Origin of the sequence: Polaribacter sp., assembly GCF_965660385.1 — a bacterium.
Taxonomy (GTDB): Bacteria; Bacteroidota; Bacteroidia; order Flavobacteriales; family Flavobacteriaceae; genus Polaribacter.
In genome coordinates this window covers 24298-41946 of the sequence record NZ_CBFHZT010000010.1, presented here as the reverse complement: position 1 = coordinate 41946, position 17649 = coordinate 24298, and the positions used below count along the sequence as shown (strand labels likewise).

General features: G+C 28.5%; 17 protein-coding genes. 8 read left to right on the top strand and 9 right to left on the bottom strand.

The features are described 5' to 3' along the window. Together ACTG3V_RS04900 and ACTG3V_RS04895 are read left to right on the top strand one after the other, a co-directional pair. Positions 1–2565, top strand: a complete 2565-nt coding sequence (locus tag ACTG3V_RS04900; RefSeq protein WP_439131022.1) for a circularly permuted type 2 ATP-grasp protein — start codon at positions 1–3, stop codon at positions 2563–2565. Position 2566: 1 nt separating this feature from the next. After that, the gene (locus ACTG3V_RS04895) at positions 2567–3457 is read left to right on the top strand and encodes a transglutaminase family protein (RefSeq protein WP_439131021.1); all 891 of its coding nucleotides are present in this window, start codon (positions 2567–2569) and stop codon (positions 3455–3457) included. 74 nt (positions 3458–3531) lie between these two features. On the opposite strand, the gene ACTG3V_RS04890 is transcribed toward ACTG3V_RS04895, so the two are convergent. Together ACTG3V_RS04890 and ACTG3V_RS04885 are read right to left on the bottom strand one after the other, a co-directional pair. After that, entirely contained in the window at positions 3532–3735 is a 204-nt protein-coding gene (locus ACTG3V_RS04890; RefSeq protein ID WP_439131020.1) for a hypothetical protein, read from the bottom strand. Between the two features lie 518 nt (positions 3736–4253). Beyond that, positions 4254–5153 (bottom strand): DMT family transporter, encoded by a 900-nt coding sequence (locus tag ACTG3V_RS04885; protein WP_439131019.1) that lies wholly within the window; start codon positions 5151–5153, stop codon positions 4254–4256. 160 nt (positions 5154–5313) lie between these two features. Here ACTG3V_RS04885 and ACTG3V_RS04880 point away from each other — a divergent pair, with 160 nt between their 5' ends. Both ACTG3V_RS04880 and ACTG3V_RS04875 read left to right on the top strand, forming a co-directional pair. After that, positions 5314–6123: a LytTR family transcriptional regulator DNA-binding domain-containing protein gene (locus tag ACTG3V_RS04880; protein WP_439131018.1), complete on the top strand. Its 810-nt coding sequence runs from the start codon at positions 5314–5316 to the stop codon at positions 6121–6123. A 93-nt stretch (positions 6124–6216) separates the two neighbouring features. After that, positions 6217–7164, top strand: a complete 948-nt coding sequence (locus ACTG3V_RS04875; protein ID WP_439131017.1) for a hypothetical protein — start codon at positions 6217–6219, stop codon at positions 7162–7164. Positions 7165–7232: 68 nt separating this feature from the next. Here the strand turns inward: ACTG3V_RS04875 and ACTG3V_RS04870 are convergent, their stop codons facing one another. Next, positions 7233–8105 (bottom strand): YihY/virulence factor BrkB family protein, encoded by an 873-nt coding sequence (locus ACTG3V_RS04870; protein ID WP_439131016.1) that lies wholly within the window; start codon positions 8103–8105, stop codon positions 7233–7235. A gap of 51 nt (positions 8106–8156) precedes the next feature. After that, the gene (locus tag ACTG3V_RS04865) at positions 8157–8666 is read right to left on the bottom strand and encodes a peroxiredoxin-like family protein (RefSeq protein ID WP_439131015.1); all 510 of its coding nucleotides are present in this window, start codon (positions 8664–8666) and stop codon (positions 8157–8159) included. Between the two features lie 201 nt (positions 8667–8867). On the opposite strand from ACTG3V_RS04865, the gene ACTG3V_RS04860 reads away from it, so the two are divergent. Next, positions 8868–10487 carry an acetolactate synthase large subunit gene (locus ACTG3V_RS04860; RefSeq protein ID WP_439131014.1) on the top strand — a complete coding sequence of 540 codons (1620 nt, stop codon included), beginning with the start codon at positions 8868–8870 and terminating at the stop codon, positions 10485–10487. A gap of 4 nt (positions 10488–10491) precedes the next feature. Then, the gene (locus ACTG3V_RS04855) at positions 10492–11859 is read left to right on the top strand and encodes an NAD-dependent succinate-semialdehyde dehydrogenase (protein WP_439131013.1); all 1368 of its coding nucleotides are present in this window, start codon (positions 10492–10494) and stop codon (positions 11857–11859) included. Between the two features lie 79 nt (positions 11860–11938). On the opposite strand, the gene ACTG3V_RS04850 is transcribed toward ACTG3V_RS04855, so the two are convergent. Genes ACTG3V_RS04850 through ACTG3V_RS04840 form a run of 3 tightly spaced genes read right to left on the bottom strand, consistent with a single transcriptional unit; the run spans position 11939 to position 13565 of the window. Continuing rightward, positions 11939–13057 carry an alkene reductase gene (locus ACTG3V_RS04850; RefSeq protein WP_439131012.1) on the bottom strand — a complete coding sequence of 373 codons (1119 nt, stop codon included), beginning with the start codon at positions 13055–13057 and terminating at the stop codon, positions 11939–11941. 50 nt (positions 13058–13107) lie between these two features. After that, the gene (gene hpf, locus ACTG3V_RS04845; protein WP_439131011.1) at positions 13108–13410 is read right to left on the bottom strand and encodes a ribosome hibernation-promoting factor, HPF/YfiA family; all 303 of its coding nucleotides are present in this window, start codon (positions 13408–13410) and stop codon (positions 13108–13110) included. A 14-nt stretch (positions 13411–13424) separates the two neighbouring features. Next, positions 13425–13565: a hypothetical protein gene (locus ACTG3V_RS04840; RefSeq protein WP_439131010.1), complete on the bottom strand. Its 141-nt coding sequence runs from the start codon at positions 13563–13565 to the stop codon at positions 13425–13427. Between the two features lie 257 nt (positions 13566–13822). Here ACTG3V_RS04840 and ACTG3V_RS04835 point away from each other — a divergent pair, with 257 nt between their 5' ends. Beyond that, positions 13823–14098 (top strand): hypothetical protein, encoded by a 276-nt coding sequence (locus ACTG3V_RS04835; protein ID WP_439131009.1) that lies wholly within the window; start codon positions 13823–13825, stop codon positions 14096–14098. Positions 14099–14215: 117 nt separating this feature from the next. Here the strand turns inward: ACTG3V_RS04835 and yiaA are convergent, their stop codons facing one another. Then, complete coding sequence (gene yiaA, locus ACTG3V_RS04830) at positions 14216–14704, bottom strand: inner membrane protein YiaA (protein ID WP_439131008.1); 489 nt, start codon at positions 14702–14704, stop codon at positions 14216–14218. Between the two features lie 151 nt (positions 14705–14855). On the opposite strand from yiaA, the gene ACTG3V_RS04825 reads away from it, so the two are divergent. Continuing rightward, entirely contained in the window at positions 14856–16364 is a 1509-nt protein-coding gene (locus ACTG3V_RS04825; protein WP_439131007.1) for a hypothetical protein, read from the top strand. Here the strand turns inward: ACTG3V_RS04825 and ACTG3V_RS04820 are convergent. Further along, positions 16342–17649: an MFS transporter gene (locus ACTG3V_RS04820; RefSeq protein ID WP_439131006.1), complete on the bottom strand. Its 1308-nt coding sequence runs from the start codon at positions 17647–17649 to the stop codon at positions 16342–16344. The genes ACTG3V_RS04825 and ACTG3V_RS04820 overlap by 23 nt on opposite strands.

The window sequence follows — 17649 nt, the reverse complement described above, 5'->3', positions numbered from 1 at the left end:
TTGACAAAAATACCGATAACCTCTTTTTTTAGTGATTATTTTAAGGATTTTGAAAATTATGACGAAGTTTTAAAATCTGATATGAGCATAAACCCTACTTGGGAAAAATTGTTAACCAATTTTTCTAAATTAGGAATGGCTGAATTGAATAAAAGGCAGGATGATTTGGATTGGCTTTTGTCTGAAAATGGAGTTACTTACAATGTTTATAACGATCCTAATGGGTTAAATAGACCTTGGAATTTAAATATTATTCCGTTTGTACTAGACCAAAAAGAATGGAAAACCATAGAAAAAGGTTTGCAACAAAGAGCACACCTTTTAGATTTGGTTTTAAAAGATATTTATGGAGCAAAAGAACTTATTACAAACGGAATAGTTCCTTCAGAAATTATTTATGCACATCGTGGCTTTTTAAGACCTTGTCATCAAATTCAATTTAATAATGCCCAACAATTATTAATGCATTCTGCAGATTTGGCTAGAGGTCCAGATGGAAGAATGTGGGTAGTTAATGATAGAGCTGAGGCACCTTCTGGAATGGGATATGCTTTAGAAAACAGGTTTTCTGTTAGAGAAGTTGTACCTGATTTTTTTAAAGAAATCAATGTAAAACAACCTTTTGGTTTTTTTAAAGATTTTAACGATTTATTGATGAATTCAGCATCAACAAATAAAGAAAATCCTACGATTGTTATTTTAACTCCAGGGCCTCATAATGAAACTTATTTTGAACATGCCTATTTATCATCATTTTTAGGATATCCTTTAGTAAAGGGAAATGATTTAGTGGTTAGAGACAACAAAGTTTGGATTAAAACCTTAAAAGGTTTAATTCAGATTGATGTAATTTACAGACGCGTAGATGATGCCTACTCAGATCCTTTAGAACTAAAAGGAGATTCATATTTAGGCGTTGCAGGATTGTTAAATGTTGTAAGACAACAAAATGTATCCATCATCAATCCTATTGGAAGTGGCGTTTTAGAAAACCCAGGATTAATTCCCTTTATGAACTCAATCTGTAAATACTTTTTAAAAGAAGATTTAATTTTACCTCAAATTGCGTCTTGGTGGTGTGGCCAAGAAAAAGAACGCAAATATGTTCTAGAAAATATTAGAAAGTTGGTTGTAAAACCTATAGATAATACACAGAGAGAACACATTTATTTTGGAGAATTTTTAAGTGATCAAGAAATTGAAGCCTTAAAAAAAGAAATTTTAACAAAACCGTATCGTTTTGTAGCACAAGAAAAAATTTCATTTTCTACGGCTCCAAACCTTACAAAAAATAGTTTAGAACCCAGAAAAGTAATGTGTAGAACTTTTGCTGTGGCTAAAGATAAGTCTTACAGCATCATGCCTGGAGGTTTAGTTAGAGTAGCTGCAGAGAGAGAAGAGTTACGAGTTTCTAATCAAAAAGGGGGTACAAGTAAAGATTTTTGGATTACCAATAATGCAAATAAATCCTTTAAAAAACGTCAGCGATTTTATTGGCATCATGCAAATACAAATAATTTTTCTGGTATCGAAAATTTACCAAGTAATACTGCTGAAAATTTATTTTGGTCTGGAAGATACCTAGCAAGAACTTTGGTAACTGCTAGATATATTAGAATGGTGTTAAATCAGATGAGCAATTCTGAATTTAATAAACGTGAATCTGACACTGAGAGTTTACACATCTTATACCAATCTATCACGCATTTAACCTCTATTTTTCCAGGTTTTACAGGTAAAAACAAAGAAAAAGCAATTGAAAATCCACTAGAAGAAATTGCCATAGTTTTGTTTGATAAAACAAAAATGGGAAGTTTAGCACATGCACTTTCGTCATTCAATAACTCGTATTACACGTTAAGAAATCTTTGGTCTAAAGATATGTGGCGTGTTTATGATATGCTTAAAAAAGTTTGGAGAGATTTTGATAAAAAAGACCATCATAATGTACAAAAACTCACCAAATTATTAGATACAGTGATTACTAAACTAATCGCTTTTATTGGTTTAATTGAAGAAAGTATTTTAGTAGATCAAGGCTTATTGCTTTATTTTATTGGTTTGCAAATGGAACAAGCCATTATGACTATAGATAAATCGAGAGCATTGTTAACCATTTCATATAATGAGGATGTGGAGTATGAAATCTTAGAATCTTTATTAAATAGTCATGAAAGTTTAAACATTTACAGATATAGTTTTAAATCTTATTTAGATGTTGAAAACGTTATCAAACTAATTTTGTTAGATGATAAATATTCTAGATCCTTAAAATATCAAATAAACAGAATTCGTAGAGATATTTTTAAATTGCCAAAAAGAAATAATGATACCGAACATACGGCTTTAGAAATAGCAATTTTAAATGCATGTGATGTCATTGAAAATACAAAAGCAAGTACCTTAATTAAAGTTGATGAAAATGGCTATACAAGATCTCAATTAGAGGAATTATTAGCTTCATTGAGTGATTTGATTCACAATACTTCAATGTCTTTAACAGATATGTATTTTAATCATTCTGACGAACAAATACAGTTAGTTAACCAAAATTATACCTTTTAATATGGTTTTTTCTGTCATTCATAAAACAACATACAATTACTCAAATACAGTAACCTATTGCCATAATTTAGCAATTTTAAAACCCAAAACGTTTGTTGGTCAAGAATTGCTTGAATATGAATTAGAAATAGAACCTAAACCAACAGTATTTAAAGAAAATATAGATTTTTTCGGAAATTCAGTTGCACATTTTTCTATTGAAAAACAGCATAAAAAACTAGTAGTAACTGCAACAAGTAAGGTAAAACGTTCTTTTGAACATCAAAAAAACGCAGTGATAACAGAAGCATGTAAAAGCATCACCTTAGAAAAAGCCTTAGCTAAATTAAAAATTTTATCACCAGAAATTATAGCAGCCAAACAGTTTATTTTAGATTCAGTTTTTATCAAAAACATTTCAATTAAAATTAATGAGTATGCCAAGGTTTCTTTTCAAAAAGAACGTTCTGTTTTTGAGGCTACTAACGAGTTAATGCAACGTATTTTTAAAGAATTTAAATTTGATGCCGGTTTTAGTACTGTAACTACTCCTATTGATGAAGTTATGGAAGAAAAAAAAGGGGTTTGTCAAGATTTTGCTCAAGTTGCCATTGCTTGTATACGTTCTATGGGTTTACCTGCAAGATATGTAAGTGGTTATATTGAAACTTTTCCTCCACCAGGAAAAGAAAAGTTATTTGGTACAGATGCCTCTCATGCTTGGTTCTCTGTCTATATTCCAGATTTTGGTTGGGTAGATTTTGATCCAACAAACAATCAAATCCCTAAAAATCAACATATCACTGTTGCTTATGGTAGAGATTATTATGATGTGCCACCTTTAAAAGGTGTTATTTATGGTTCTGGAGAAAGCACTTTAGAAGTTGCTGTAGATATTAGACCTTTTTTTTAAATATAAAATGCTTTAAAATTATACACTTATGAATAATTTTAAAGCATGCTTATTTTAGTGTGCAATAAATAGTACTAAGAAGCAATATGATATTTCACATTTTTCTTTGTAATTGTTCTTAATGCACCTTTATTTTTAAGTTCATCCATAATATTATAAAGTGATAAAATCATGTTTACATTTTCAACTTTTCTTAAAATTTGAAAACTTGTTAAAGGTTCATCTTTAATTGCGTTTAATACTGATATTTGCTGTTCTGTTAAATTATTAAGTTGCATAGTTTTGTGATTTAGAGACGAGATAAAATTACAATTTATATGAGTTTGACTTAAAATTATTAGCCAAAAGCCTTAATAAGTTATGCGTATTGCGCTTATTTGTCGATAAATGGTTAAAAATGAGTAAAACACGGTTAAACTAATTTTTAAAAATTATAAAAGACAAAAAACTCGTAATAAAAAAAACTTAAGAAGCGTAATGATACTTACGATTTTGTTTTACGTACGTCTTTATAACACCCTTACTATTAAGCTTATCTAAGATATTATATAAGGATAAAATAAGAGTAACGTTTTCAACTTTCTTTAAAATTTCAAAACTGGTGAGGTGTTCTTTTTCCACAGCTTTTAGTACAGACTGCTCTATAGCAGTTAGATTAGAGTGATTCATTAGGGGTATGTTTAAGATTAAAACAAATGTAGCCCTTTTTTTATTAAATTGTTAATTTAATATGAAATTTTCTTTATTAAGGTTCTAAGTTATTAATATCATATTAACTCAATCAAAAAATAAAACATTATTTATTATTTATTATTTTTTTTCTTGAAGTAATAAAATACACACCAGTTAATAATATTATAGAAGCAATTATAGATTGTAAAGTAAATATTTCATCTAAAAAATACCATCCCATAAATAACGCTATTACAGGATTTACATAAGCCGAAGTTGATACCTTTTCTGGAGATACCACTTTTAGTAAATAATTAAATGAAGTAAAAGCAATAATACCTCCAAAAACTACTAATAAAAACATTGAGATTTGAACATTAGTTGTCCAAGAAATTGGAGAAGACCAAGGTTCTTGAAACGTACCACTTAAAAATGCTAAAAACACTCCACCAATAATCATTTGATAACCAGTGCTTACTAGAAAATTTTTGGGTAATGTAGCTTTAGAAACAAAAATACTTCCATAACTCCAACTTAATACACAAGTTAACATTACCAAAATACCAATTATACTATTTTTAGAAGCTGTTAGTTCTTGTTGACTTACTAATAAAATCATTCCTGAGATACCTAAAATCACCCCTAAAATAGATTTCTTTTGCATTGGTTTTCTATCAATAATGCGCATCATAATAAGCACATATAAAGGATTTGTAGAAGCAATTAAAGAACCAAAACCACTATCTACAAACTGCAAAGCCCAAACAAATACACTATTACCATACACCAAAAAGAAAAACGAAGTAATACAAATATTTTTAAATTCCTTTTTTGATATTTTTAATTTTGCTTTCGTTAAATATGCAATGCAAATCATAATGCAACCCGCAGTAAAAAACCGAATAGAGGCTAAAAAAAAGGCAGGTAATTCTGTAACTGCAACCTTATTAAAAACATAGGTAGAACCCCAAATTACATAAATAGCAATAAAAGATAAGACAATGAGTACTTTAGAGTTTTTCAAGTTTTATAATTTAAAAGTTCAAAAATACTACTATTATTAATGCTATTGATTTTTTTAAAACAAAGTTTAGAAATAGTATATTTGAAATTAATCTTTTGTAAAAAAGAATAGAAAAATATTGAAAATTTAAAATTGTTTTTCAATACTACATGAAACGTTTATGAAACAAATTTTAAAATCCAAATACCCTTTTGATTCTTCTGTAAAACATCACGTTATTATTGCTTTTGGTTTGGCAATATGGATTTTTATTTTTCTTTATTTTACAGAGCCTTTAGATGTCCATGAATTTAACGAAGATGAAAAACTAATTTTCTTATCAGGATATAGTATGATTGGAGGATTTTGTTACCTCCTATTTTTACCTTTTCAGTATTTTCTTTTTAATAAGAATGATAAAAAATGGACTATTTTAAGTGAGTTTTTGTTCATTGTTACTTTTTGCGTTTGTGCTATAAGTATTGCTCGTGCTTATTATTTATATATTATAATGGCGAATGAAAGAAACCCTTATGAGTTTTGGTACATGTTTACAAACATTTTTTTGCCTGCAATTGCAACAATTTTACCAATCATTATTTTTGGTCGTTTTGCTTTTGGTAAATACAAGGATAAAAAAACGGATGCTAAAAAAATAGAAATTAAAGGTGAAGGAAATTACGAAGGCTTACGTTTATTTTTAAATGACATTATTTGCATTCAATCTTCAGATAATTATATTGAAGTTTTTTATGTAAACGGACAAGAATTAAAGAAGACGTTAATTAGAAATAAATTGTCGGTTATTGCTGATGAATTTCCAGAACTTTTAAGAACACATCGTTCTTATGTAGTGAATCCATATCATTTTTTACAATGGAAAACAGAGAAAAGCAAACTGTTTGCAATTTTATTTCACCACATAGAAGTGCCAGTCTCTAGAACGTATCAAAACAACGTAAAAAGCATTCTGAATTCTACCACAGAATAGCTGCATTTCGCCCCAAACCCTTTATATTATTGAGTTTATTGAAAGTTGATCTGTAATTTTGTTTCAGAAAGTTTAATCACAAAATTTAGAATTATGAAAACTCAAATCACTTTAACCATTCTTTTATTGATATCAATTTTTAATTTATCAGCCCAAAAACAACAGCAAGAAATTCTAATTATTGGTACGATGCATACAGTACCAAAAATTGTAAAAAAAAGTTACAAACCTATGTTGAAGTTTGCAAAGAAATACAATCCTGAAGCTATTTATGTAGAATCGCCTATGGCAAATGATGATAAATCTTGGGAATATTTAAAAAATGGATGGTCTAAAGGATATCAAAATTTTTATAGAAAATCAGACAGTATTCAAAAGACATTTAATTTCAATAAAAATAAGTTTGATACATTAGTAAGTAAACAATATCACCAACTAACATCATCAGAAATTGATTTTTTAATCAGTTCTTATTTATACCAAAGGGATAATGGAAATTACGAATTGATGTTATATTTAAAAAAGTACGGAATTAAAGGTGCTAAAAAACCTACGAGACACGAAGATGGTGATTTAACCTATAAATTAGCACTTTACAAAAATTTAAAAGTTCATAATATGGACGATCAGCAAACAAATAAAGAATACCATATTGCTTGGAATAAATGTGTAAAAGAAGGCCGTAAAAATGGTAGCAATGCAGTAGGTTCTAAAATTAATAAAAAACAATATAATGCTGCAAAAATTCCAGCTATTTTAAGAAAATTAGGCAAACACACTAACAAAAGAAAATCTCTTAATACATTGCATAAAATGAGTTCTTTTAGTTATGTTACAGAAGATTCTGAAGGATGTTTAGAAGGAAAAAAATATTGGAATGAACGTAATATGAGAATGGCTAAGAATATTGCTAATCAAGTTTTGGCATCACAGAAAATAAAAAATATAGTTATGGTAGGTGCCTCTCATGTTATTGGTTTAGAACAAGAGTTAAAAGAAAACTACCCAAATTTAAAAGTAATTCTAATGAATGAGTATTAAACTTTCTATGGTGCTTTTAATTAGATAACCCTCTTTTATTAGAGGGTTTTTTCATTTTACATAACAAATTAATGTTTTGGTTTTTCAATTAAATAACGGTCTGAAAATACTTTTGTAAAATGCGCACCGAAAAATAAAATTAAGCTAGAATAAGAAACCCAAAGCATAATTAAAATTACAGAACCAGCTGCTCCATAAGTAGACCCTGGTTCCATTTCTCTAAAATACCAAGCCATTAAAAATTTACCGATAACAAACAAAATAGCTGTAACTCCTGCACCAATACTAACCGCTCTCCATCGTAAGGTTTTAGATGGTAAATATTTAAACATTGCTGCAAAAAGAGCATAAATAAATAGTAGTGATATAAAAAAATCTAAAATATACATATAATCAAAAAGTGAATTGGGTAAAAAACTTTCCAACCGTTTGCTAAAAGCACTTATAAGTGATGTTAATACAAAACTAATCAACAATAAAAAACCGATGATTAAAATAAACCCGAAGCTTTTAAGTCTGCTTATTAAAATCTCTACAATTCCTGTTGGTTTGGCTTCTTCACTCACTTTCCAAATTTTATCAAAAGCTGCCTGTAGTTGATAAAACACACCTGTTGAACCATAGATTAATGTACCAAAACCTACAATTGTAGTAAAAATAGAAACAGATTCATTACCTCTATCTAACATCATTTGTCGAATAGATTCTGCAGTTTGGGTACCAACAGCAGCAGTAATTTCATCTAAAAGTTCTCCTTGTACAATATCTTTACCCCAAATATTACCTACTAAATTTAAAATAATTACCAGCAAAGCAGGCAAAGATAAAATTGCATAATAAGCCACTATTGCACTTAAGGCAAAAGGTTCATTATTAAGCCAATTTTTACCAGTTTGGAATAGTAGTTTGGGTAGATGAAATATTTTAAAGTTGGTGTTCAATTGCGTTATTTTACATTATGAATATTATTGTATTTAGTGAAGATAATTTTTTTAAGCTTTGCCTCTAGCAGGATAATCTTCTTCTAAAATATAATCAATTCCATTTAATATTTCACTAAATTTTGGTCTACCAAAAGGCATAGATTGTATCGATTCCCAATACACTTTTTCATTTTTATCAATTAAAAATAATCCTGGTTCAAAAAAAGTATCTGGTTCATCGTCTTTTATTGCTTTCGAGATAAATAAACCCCATTTACGCGCTTCATCAATTGGGAAATTAAAACCAACTGGAATGTTTTCAATATCCCACTCTTTATACGTTTCTTTGGCTAATTCTTTAGTATTGGCACTAATAGCGATTACATTTACTCCTTTTTCAGTAAATTTAGGTATATTTTTTTGTAATTCTTGTAATTGTTTTTTACAAACTGGGCAGTGTTTTCCTCGGTAAAAAATTATTAGGGTAAAGTTTTCAGGGTTTTGCTCATTTAAAGTCCATTGAGTATCATTGATTAAGTTTATGGTTAAATCTGGTGTTTTCTCTCTAGGTTTTATCATTTTTACTTATTTATTTTATACGCTAAATTAAAAATTTACACTTGGGTTAATTTGTGCATTTAAGTCAATTATTAACGCGATTAAAAATTTAACTCTTTGTAACATAATCTGCATAAGATTAACTTTTTTTTAGGGTTGATTTTCCTTAAAACCCCTCAAGTTCTTATTAATTTAGGGAGTTAATTTTGAAAAATCAACTACATGAAAACTTCAGATTTAATTGTTAAAGCATTAGAAAATGAAAATGTTGCATATATTTTTGGATTGCCTGGAGAAGAAAATCTCGACCTTTTAGAGTCTTTAAGAACCTCAAAAAAAATTAAACTAATAACAGTTAGGCATGAACAAGGTGCTGGTTTTATGGCTGCAACTTACGGAAGGCTTACTGGTAAAGCTGGAGTTTGTTTGGCTACTTTAGGACCTGGAGCTACAAACTTATTTACACCAGCTGCCTATGCACAATTAGGTGCTATGCCAATGGTTATGCTGACAGGTCAAAAACCTATACAAGAAAGTAAACAAGGTAATTTTCAAATTATTGATGTTGTAAAAATGTTACAACCATTAACTAAATTTTCTAAACAATTAACCTGTGGTAAAAATACATCAGCTGTTTTTAGAGAAGCTTTTAGAAAAGCACAAGAAGAAAGACCTGGCGTTGCTCATATAGAAATACCAGAAGATGTTGCACAAGATGACGTAGAAAATAATACTCTTTTTAATATAACAGAAACCAAAATACCTAGTGTAAATCAATCTTCTTTAGATGAAGCCAAAAGCTATTTGTTAAATGCAAAATCTCCTTTATTGTTAATTGGAGCAAGTGCAAATCGAAAAAGTGCTTGTAAAGCATTGACTAATTTTGTAAATACATTAAAAATACCATTTATAAACACACAAATGGGTAAAGGTATTGTAGATGAAAGAAATCCGCTTTACATTGGTACAGCTGCACTTTCTTCAGATGATATTTTACACAAAGCTATTGATCATACAGATTTGATTTTAAATGTTGGACATGATAGTATAGAAAAACCACCTTTTATAATGAATCATTCTGATGAAAAGAAAGTGCTTCATATTAATTTTTTTAGTGCAGCAATAAACGAAGTCTATTTTCCGCATTTAAGTTTAATTGGCGATATTGCCACTACAATTCATCAACTTACAGAAGCGCTTAAAACTAAAATCAATACAAAAAATGATTTTTATTTTGAGATAAAAAATCAAATTGATGCACAAAATAAAGTTTATGAGAATGATGATAGATTTCCTATTTTACCACAAACTTTGGTCAAAATTACCAGAGAAATTGTTCCAGAAGATGGCATCATCACTCTAGATAACGGAATTTATAAATTATGGTATGCCAGAAACTATAAAACCTATAGTCAAAACACTTTATTGCTAGATAATGCCTTGGCAACTATGGGTGCTGGTTTTCCGTCTGCAATTATGGCCAAAGAACTTAATCCCAATAAAAAAGTAGTTTCTATAAATGGTGATGGTGGTTTTATGATGAATTCTCAAGAATTAGAAACAGCCATTAGAATGAAATTAGATTTAGTTATTATTATTTTAAATGATAATGCTTATGGAATGATTGAATGGAAACAAAAAAATGATGGCTTTGAAGAATTTGGATTAAAGTACAGTAATCCAGACTTTATAAAATATGCTGAGAGTTTTGGAGCAAAAGGTTACAAACCAAATTCTGTAATTGAATTTAAAAAAACGTTTAAAAAAGTAATACACCAAAAAGGAATACACTTAATAGATTTAGCTATTGATTATTCCTTAAATGAAAAAATTTTAAGTTAAAAAAATGAATACAACAGTAAGTATAAATCCAACAACAGAAAAAGAAATAGCTTCTTACGAAAGAATATCTCAAAAAGAAGCATTTAAAAAAATAGATAAAGCCAACAAAACTTATCATTCTTGGAAAAAAACAAGTTTAGAAGAACGTTCTAAATTCATGTATAATTTAGCGGATATTCTTGATAAGAATAAAGAAAAATATGCAATTTTAGCTACTGAAGAAATGGGGAAAATTCTCAAACAATCTGAAGCAGAAATTGAAAAATGCGCAATGATTTGTAGATATTATGCAAAAAATATAGAAACTTTAATAGCGGATAAACATATAGAAACTGAAGCTCATAAAAGCTATGTTACTTTTCAACCATTAGGAGTTACTTTAGCAGTTATGCCTTGGAATTTTCCATTTTACCAAGTTATTCGTTTTGCATCGCCTGCAGTAATGACAGGTAATGTAGGGGTTTTAAAGCATGCATCAAATGTACAAGGTTGTGCATTTGCTTTAGAAGATGCATTTAAAAAAGCTGGTTTTCCTGATGGTGTATTTACCAATTTAAATGTATCATCTAGCGAAATTAAAAACATCATTGCACATAAAAGTATTGTAGCTGTAACCTTAACAGGTAGTGAACCTGCAGGACGTTCTGTTGCAGAAATTGCAGGGAAAAATTTAAAGAAGAGTGTTTTAGAACTAGGTGGATCTGATGCTTACATCATTTTAGAAGATGTAGATTTAGAAAAAGTAACTGATCTTGCTTTATATGGAAGATTACAAAATAATGGTCAAACTTGTATTGCCGCAAAAAGATTTATTGTTTTAGAAAAAATATATGATGATTTTCTAACACTGTTTACTAAAAAAATGAAAAATGCTAAAATGGGGAATCCAACTGAAAAAGATTCCTATTATGGCCCTTTAGCTAGAGTTGATTTACGAGATGAACTTCATCAACAAGTTCAAAAAACAATTGAAGAAGGTGGAAAATTAATTTTAGGTGGACAAATACCAAAGCAAAAAGGTGCCTACTACCCTGCAACAATATTAACAGATTTAAAACCTGGAATGACTGCTTTTGATGAAGAATTATTTGGCCCTGTAGCTTCTGTAATTAAAGCTAAAGATGAAGATGAAGCAATTAAATTGGCGAATAATTCTGCATTTGGTTTGGGTTCTGGTGTTTTTACAAGTGATGTAAAAAGAGGTGAAAAAATTGCACTTCAACTAGAAGCAGGTAATAGTTTTGTGAATAAATTAGTAGCCTCTGACCCCAGATTACCTTTTGGAGGAATTAAAAATAGTGGTTATGGTAGAGAATTATCTGGCTATGGTATAAAAGAATTTGTAAATACAAAAACAATTTGGGTAGATTAATATATTGCTCAAAAAAACACTAAAAAAAGCTTGTAGAAATTTCTACAAGCTTTTTTTTGTTGCATTTAATAAATTAATTCTACACAGATGTAAGTTGGTTCTCTTTCGCTTTTTCGTAATCTGTATACCCCTTATTTCCAGGCGTGTAAAAAGTGTCATTATCCCAATCTGCAAGTTCTAAGTTTTTTTCAAAACGCTCAGCTAAATCAGGATTTGATATAAATAATTTACCGAAAGCTACTAAATCTGCAAAGCCGTTTTCAATTACTTTATTTCCAGTTTCTTGATTAAAGCCTCCATTAATCATTAAATTTCCATTGTATAGAGGTCTAAAATGTTCCGCAATATTTTGTACTGCGTATGGAATATCAGAAATATCCGTAAATGGTTCTGATAAATGTATGTATGCTAAATTATAATTATTCAGTTTTTTTATAATATACTCAAAAGTAGGTATCGTTTCTTTGTCCATTTTCATGCCAAATAATCCATTTAAAGAAGGGTTAAACCTAGCACCTATTTTTTTATCTGGCAATACCTCTTTAATCGCTTCTAAAACTTCAAAAAAGAAACGTGCTCTATTTTCTATGCTACCTCCATAATCATCCGTTCTTTTATTAGAAGTTTTGTTAAAGAATTGATGAAATAAATATCCATTAGAAGCATGAATCTCTACACCATCAAAACCAGCTAAGATTGCGTTTTTTGCTGCGGTTTTAAAATCATTAACAGTTCTTTTAATATCTTCTTTTGTCATAGCTTTAGGCGTAACTGTTTTCTTTTCACCATCTGGCGCATATACGGTTTCATTAGGGTTTATTGCTGATGGAGCTAAAGGCAAATCTCCATTGTGAAAATCTGGATGCGAAATTCGCCCTACATGCCAAAGCTGAATAAAAATTTTACCTCCGTTTTCATGAACTTTTTCAGTAACTTTTTTCCAGCCAGCAATTTGCTGTTCACTATGTATGCCAGGTGTATTGATGTAACCCACAGCTTCTTTAGATACTTGAGAACCCTCTGTAATAATTAATCCTGCAGATGCTCTTTGTGCATAATATAGTCCTTGTAAATCTTCAGTTGGATAATTACCATCATTATTTGCACGATTTCGTGTCATTGGTGCCATAACTACCCTATTTTTAAGTGGTAGACTATCTATGTTATTAAAATTTTGTAGTAAAGGTTGTTTTTTCATATTGTGATGTGTTTTGTTGATTTTACATAAATTTGTTCGCTGAACATTGCCTAATAGGTTAACATTTTTTCCTTCTTTTTTCTTAACTGTTTCTCTAACTCATTTACAGATTCAGAAATAGAACTTGTAAAATTTTCTTTACTAGCTTCTGCAAATAATCTCGGCCCTGGAACACTCAATCTAATATTACAAATCATTCCTTTGTTATCATTAGATGTGTTTTCAGTTTTAAAGAAAACATCTGCTCTTGTTACAAAACTGTACTTTTTATGCAGGTTTGCTAATTTTTCTTTTGCATAAGCTTCTAACCTATTACTTTGTTCAACATTGTCATATTCAAATATAAATTTCATAATGTTTTATTTTATTAGTGTTTGGTTTGTTGCTCTTTTATTGTTTTATTTTTGATGTCGAACTTTTTATTTTTGTCAAGCTTTCCATCAGGATTTAAAGTTGTTTCTTGTGTTTTTTTTCTTTCAAACTTTTTATTTTCTTTAATTATACTCATCATTATTTTTTTTAAGATTCACTTAAAATTATAGTAAACTAGACGGTTTATCAGTTAATGAGTTGTTAAAAGAAATTACTAAAAGTTAAATACGTTGCATTTTTGAAATGCATCAAAATTTAATTTATTTGAGGTCAAAGAATGCTAAGAAGAATGTTAATTTAAAAAATTAAATACTCATTAAGATATTTTATTTCAGTAAAGCATGCTAGCTTTAATAAATGAAATAAAAATCACTTATAACAATACATTATATTATGAAAGAAAAAAAATACAACTCAGAAATTACAAAAGAAGATTTAAAAATTCTAGGTAATAAAAACGAAAATTTAAGAAGAGATGGTCATGAAGATCAATATTTAAAAAATCGAGATAAAAACATAGATTTTAGTGGTAAAAACTTAGATATACCAGGAAGAAACTCTAAAAATCATCAAAATGAAAAAGTGTTGAAAGACGAGGAAAATAAACATTTTAGCCTAGGTAGTGAAGACAATGAAAATTTAGAAATAAACACTATTACTAAGAAATAATGAAATAAAAAAAATCAATAAAAAGATTCAGTTATTAATTTTAATAAAAACTGAAAATATTTTCAAACCTCATAAGCCTAAACTTATGAGGTTTTGGTTTATAAAACCATTATCAAACTAACTTTTTTCCTCTTCAGCTAAAGTGTTGATGTAGTCAATATCTCGTATGTTTTTTTGTACTGTTATAGCTCCAAATAAACTCAATAAAAAAGAAATTCCGTAAAAACCTTTTTCACTTAAAAGCAAATCTACATTTCTTAAACCGATAATTAGTAACAACAATGCAGCAATTACAATAACCCAACTTATACCATAATACATGTCACTTACTTTAAGGCCTTCTGCTTTATCTCTAACTGCTTTTTGTAGTGAAATTACAGCGTAAATACCCATTAAAAGAATGGCAAAATAATAGCCTTTTTCATTCAATTGCATTGTAGCATTCCATAATCCAATACAATAGGCAAGCAAACCTATAATTAAAATTCCCCAAGTTGCACCAACGTAAGCTGATGTAGGTTTTTGAAGAAAATTATTGATCACTTTTCCTTTTGTACTTTGTTTTTTTGTTTCTTCTTTAGAAGACATTTTTGTTTGATAATTCATAATGTTTAGTTTAATAATTATACTACAAATTTGAGCTATAAAAACAAACTACAAAACACAATAATTTAATATTACTGACGACTTAAAAAATCACATATTATCATATATTAAAACAATAACTTATATTTATAAAAATATTACTGACGATTTAATGATAGATTTAAAAGATATAATAAGCTCGTTTACTAATGAAAAACAACAAGAATTTATCGCTTATTTAGATAAAAAGAACAAAAGAAGAGATGCAAAGAATATAAAATTAGTGAAACTTTTGGCTAATTATAATTTGTCTGCTGCAGAAATTTGTATTCAATTGTATCAAAAAGATCATAAACCCGCTTTGCACGCTTTAAGAAAACGTTTGTTTCAGTCTTTAATTGATTTTACAGCTAATAGCAACTTAAAAGAAGAACATTCTTTAGACATGCAAATGATAAAATACATCATAGCTGCAAGAACATTTTTAAAAAAAGGACAAATTAAGGTTGGGTATAAAATTATAGCAAAGGCAGAAGAAACTGCTAAAAAGTATCAATTATATTCTATTCTTAATGAAATTTATCATACAAAAATTGAATATGCACATCATAATGATAATATTAATTTTGATGAATTAGTGGCTAATTTCAAAGAAAATCAAAGATTACATCAAATAGAAGAAAATTTGAATATTGCATATGCTAAAATTAGAAAAACATTAATAGAAATAAATCATCAACAAAAAGTAATCGATATAAGAACAATGATAGAAGATACTTTGAAAGAGAATTCAAAATCATTACCTGATGTGTTGTCTTTCAAATCTTTATATCAAATTATTCAAATTACAAATATATCTTCTTCACAAAACTTTGCATACTGGAATAGTGAAGGTTTTTTATTAGAAACCTATCAAATTTTAAAACATCATTCTTCTAAAAACAAACAATTGTTTTATCATATTGAGGTGCTTTATATCATATCAAACACATTATTTAGAAATAAAAAATTTGCAGCTTCTTTACATTATTTAGAACTCATGAATTTGCACATGCAGCAAGATCAAAAAAAATATTTTAAAGAATTTGAAATAAAATATACATTGTTAGTCGCTTTAAACAATAATTATATTGGAAATCAAGATTTTGCCATAAATACTTTACGCCCTTTAGTAGAGAAAAAGAAATCTAAATCGGTTGAACAGTTAGATTTACATTTGTCTTTAATTGTATTTTATGCACAACAAAACCAAAACGAAAAAGCAAGTAATTTATTGGCTAAATTATATCACACAGACCAATGGTATGTAGAAAAAGCCGGGATAATATGGACTATTAAAAAAAATATCTTAGAAATTCTTGTACAAATAGACTTAGGGAATATTACTTTTATTGAATCTCGTTTAAAAAGTTTTAAACGCAATTATTTTGAACAACTTAAAAACATGAATCAAGAAAATGTAGTTACTTTTATAAAACTAATAGAAAGTTATTATAAAACCCCAGAAAAAGTAACTTCAAAAAGTTTTTATGAAAAAGTTGAAAATTCTTTGAATTGGATTGAAAAAGAAAAGGAAGACATTTTTATGATGAGTTTTTATGCCTGGTTAAAAGCAAAAATGATAAAAAAAGACACGTATTCAGTTACTTTAGATTTGGTTAATCCATCTGTGGATTCTTAACTTTAAAGGCAGCAAAAAACATAAAAATAAGAAAGGGTAATAAGATATAGCTGATAAATTTATAACTACCAAAAGATGTAAAACTATAGCTAAATAAACTAGGTGCAATTGCACTTGCTATTACCAAAAAACTGGCTACTTTACCTGTTATTTCTCCTAAAAATTTTCTACCAAAATACCTAGGCCAAGTCACTGCATTAACTACTGCAAATAAGCCACTATAAACCCCCATACCTGCAATTAGAAAATAAATACCCATTGCATTTTCTAGCACTAACAAACCATAAATGGCTAAAATTCCACTAAAAATCATTATAAATAAGTAAATTTTATGGGCAATATAATCACTTAAAATATTAGCAATCGTAGATACTGTAATTGCAATTAAAGAAATGGGCAAAAAAATAGCAATTGCTTCTGTTTTTGTAAACGAATTAGACTCAAAAATAGAAACTACATGAAAGGTAAATCCTGTAATTAAAAAACTACTAAAAGCTAATGCTAAACCAAACATCCAAAATGCTCTTGTTTTTTTAGCTTCCTTTAAATTAAAATTTAGCTCTGATTTAGCTTTTTGCTTTTGTTTTGTGGCACTTTTAAATCCGTCTGGTATCATTTCAAAATCCTCAGGTTTATTTCTGTAAAATTGCAATACAAAAAAACTAAAAATCAATAAACAAAGCGCTAAGATTTGCCAACTCACTTCCCACCCATGGCTATCTATTAAATAATTTATAAATATTGGTGAACTAGAAAAACCAAGTGAAATGGTAATACTGCTTATAGAGTTTACTTTACCCCTATTTTTATCGAACCACATCATTATCATATTTCTAGATGACATGGTTAAAACACCTTGACCACAAAAACGAATTAAAAAGAATAAAAAACATAGTAAGATGAAGGGTATAATCCAAGAGGGTGAATCCAATATAGATTGTATTGAGTTGGATATTCTCTGAGAAAAAGAAAAAATCAATAATGAAATTCCTAATAAAATAGCCGCTAAAAAACCTACCATTCTTGCGCCAAATTTATCAAATAATCGACCAGCTTTGGTTACAAAAAAAGCACTTACTAAAGTGCCTATCATATATGCGTTACTAAATTGATTTCTAGTTAAACCGAGAGCATCTTTTACAGGGTCTGTAAATACAGATACCCCTACAGTTTGCCCAGGAATACTAAATAAAACGCCTATACTTCCAAAAACCAACACAACATATCCATAGAAAAACGGAAACTTTTTTGGTTTTATAAAAGAAAGTGAATTTGGATTTTTCAA

Excerpts from the sequence above, each read along its gene's own strand:
- ACTG3V_RS04835 (WP_439131009.1), top strand. The coding sequence starts at position 13,823 with ATGAAAGAAAAAAAATACAACTCAGAAATTACAAAAGAAGATTTAAAA.
- ACTG3V_RS04865 (WP_439131015.1), bottom strand. The coding sequence starts at position 8,666 with ATGATAAAACCTAGAGAGAAAACACCAGATTTAACCATAAACTTAATC.
- yiaA (WP_439131008.1), bottom strand. The coding sequence starts at position 14,704 with ATGAATTATCAAACAAAAATGTCTTCTAAAGAAGAAACAAAAAAACAA.
- ACTG3V_RS04850 (WP_439131012.1), bottom strand. The coding sequence starts at position 13,057 with ATGAAAAAACAACCTTTACTACAAAATTTTAATAACATAGATAGTCTA.
- ACTG3V_RS04895 (WP_439131021.1), top strand. The coding sequence starts at position 2,567 with ATGGTTTTTTCTGTCATTCATAAAACAACATACAATTACTCAAATACA.
- ACTG3V_RS04855 (WP_439131013.1), top strand. The coding sequence starts at position 10,492 with ATGAATACAACAGTAAGTATAAATCCAACAACAGAAAAAGAAATAGCT.
- ACTG3V_RS04880 (WP_439131018.1), top strand. The coding sequence starts at position 5,314 with ATGAAACAAATTTTAAAATCCAAATACCCTTTTGATTCTTCTGTAAAA.
- ACTG3V_RS04825 (WP_439131007.1), top strand. The coding sequence starts at position 14,856 with ATGATAGATTTAAAAGATATAATAAGCTCGTTTACTAATGAAAAACAA.
- hpf (WP_439131011.1), bottom strand. The coding sequence starts at position 13,410 with ATGAAATTTATATTTGAATATGACAATGTTGAACAAAGTAATAGGTTA.
- ACTG3V_RS04840 (WP_439131010.1), bottom strand. The coding sequence starts at position 13,565 with ATGAGTATAATTAAAGAAAATAAAAAGTTTGAAAGAAAAAAAACACAA.
- ACTG3V_RS04860 (WP_439131014.1), top strand. The coding sequence starts at position 8,868 with ATGAAAACTTCAGATTTAATTGTTAAAGCATTAGAAAATGAAAATGTT.
- ACTG3V_RS04875 (WP_439131017.1), top strand. The coding sequence starts at position 6,217 with ATGAAAACTCAAATCACTTTAACCATTCTTTTATTGATATCAATTTTT.
- ACTG3V_RS04890 (WP_439131020.1), bottom strand. The coding sequence starts at position 3,735 with ATGCAACTTAATAATTTAACAGAACAGCAAATATCAGTATTAAACGCA.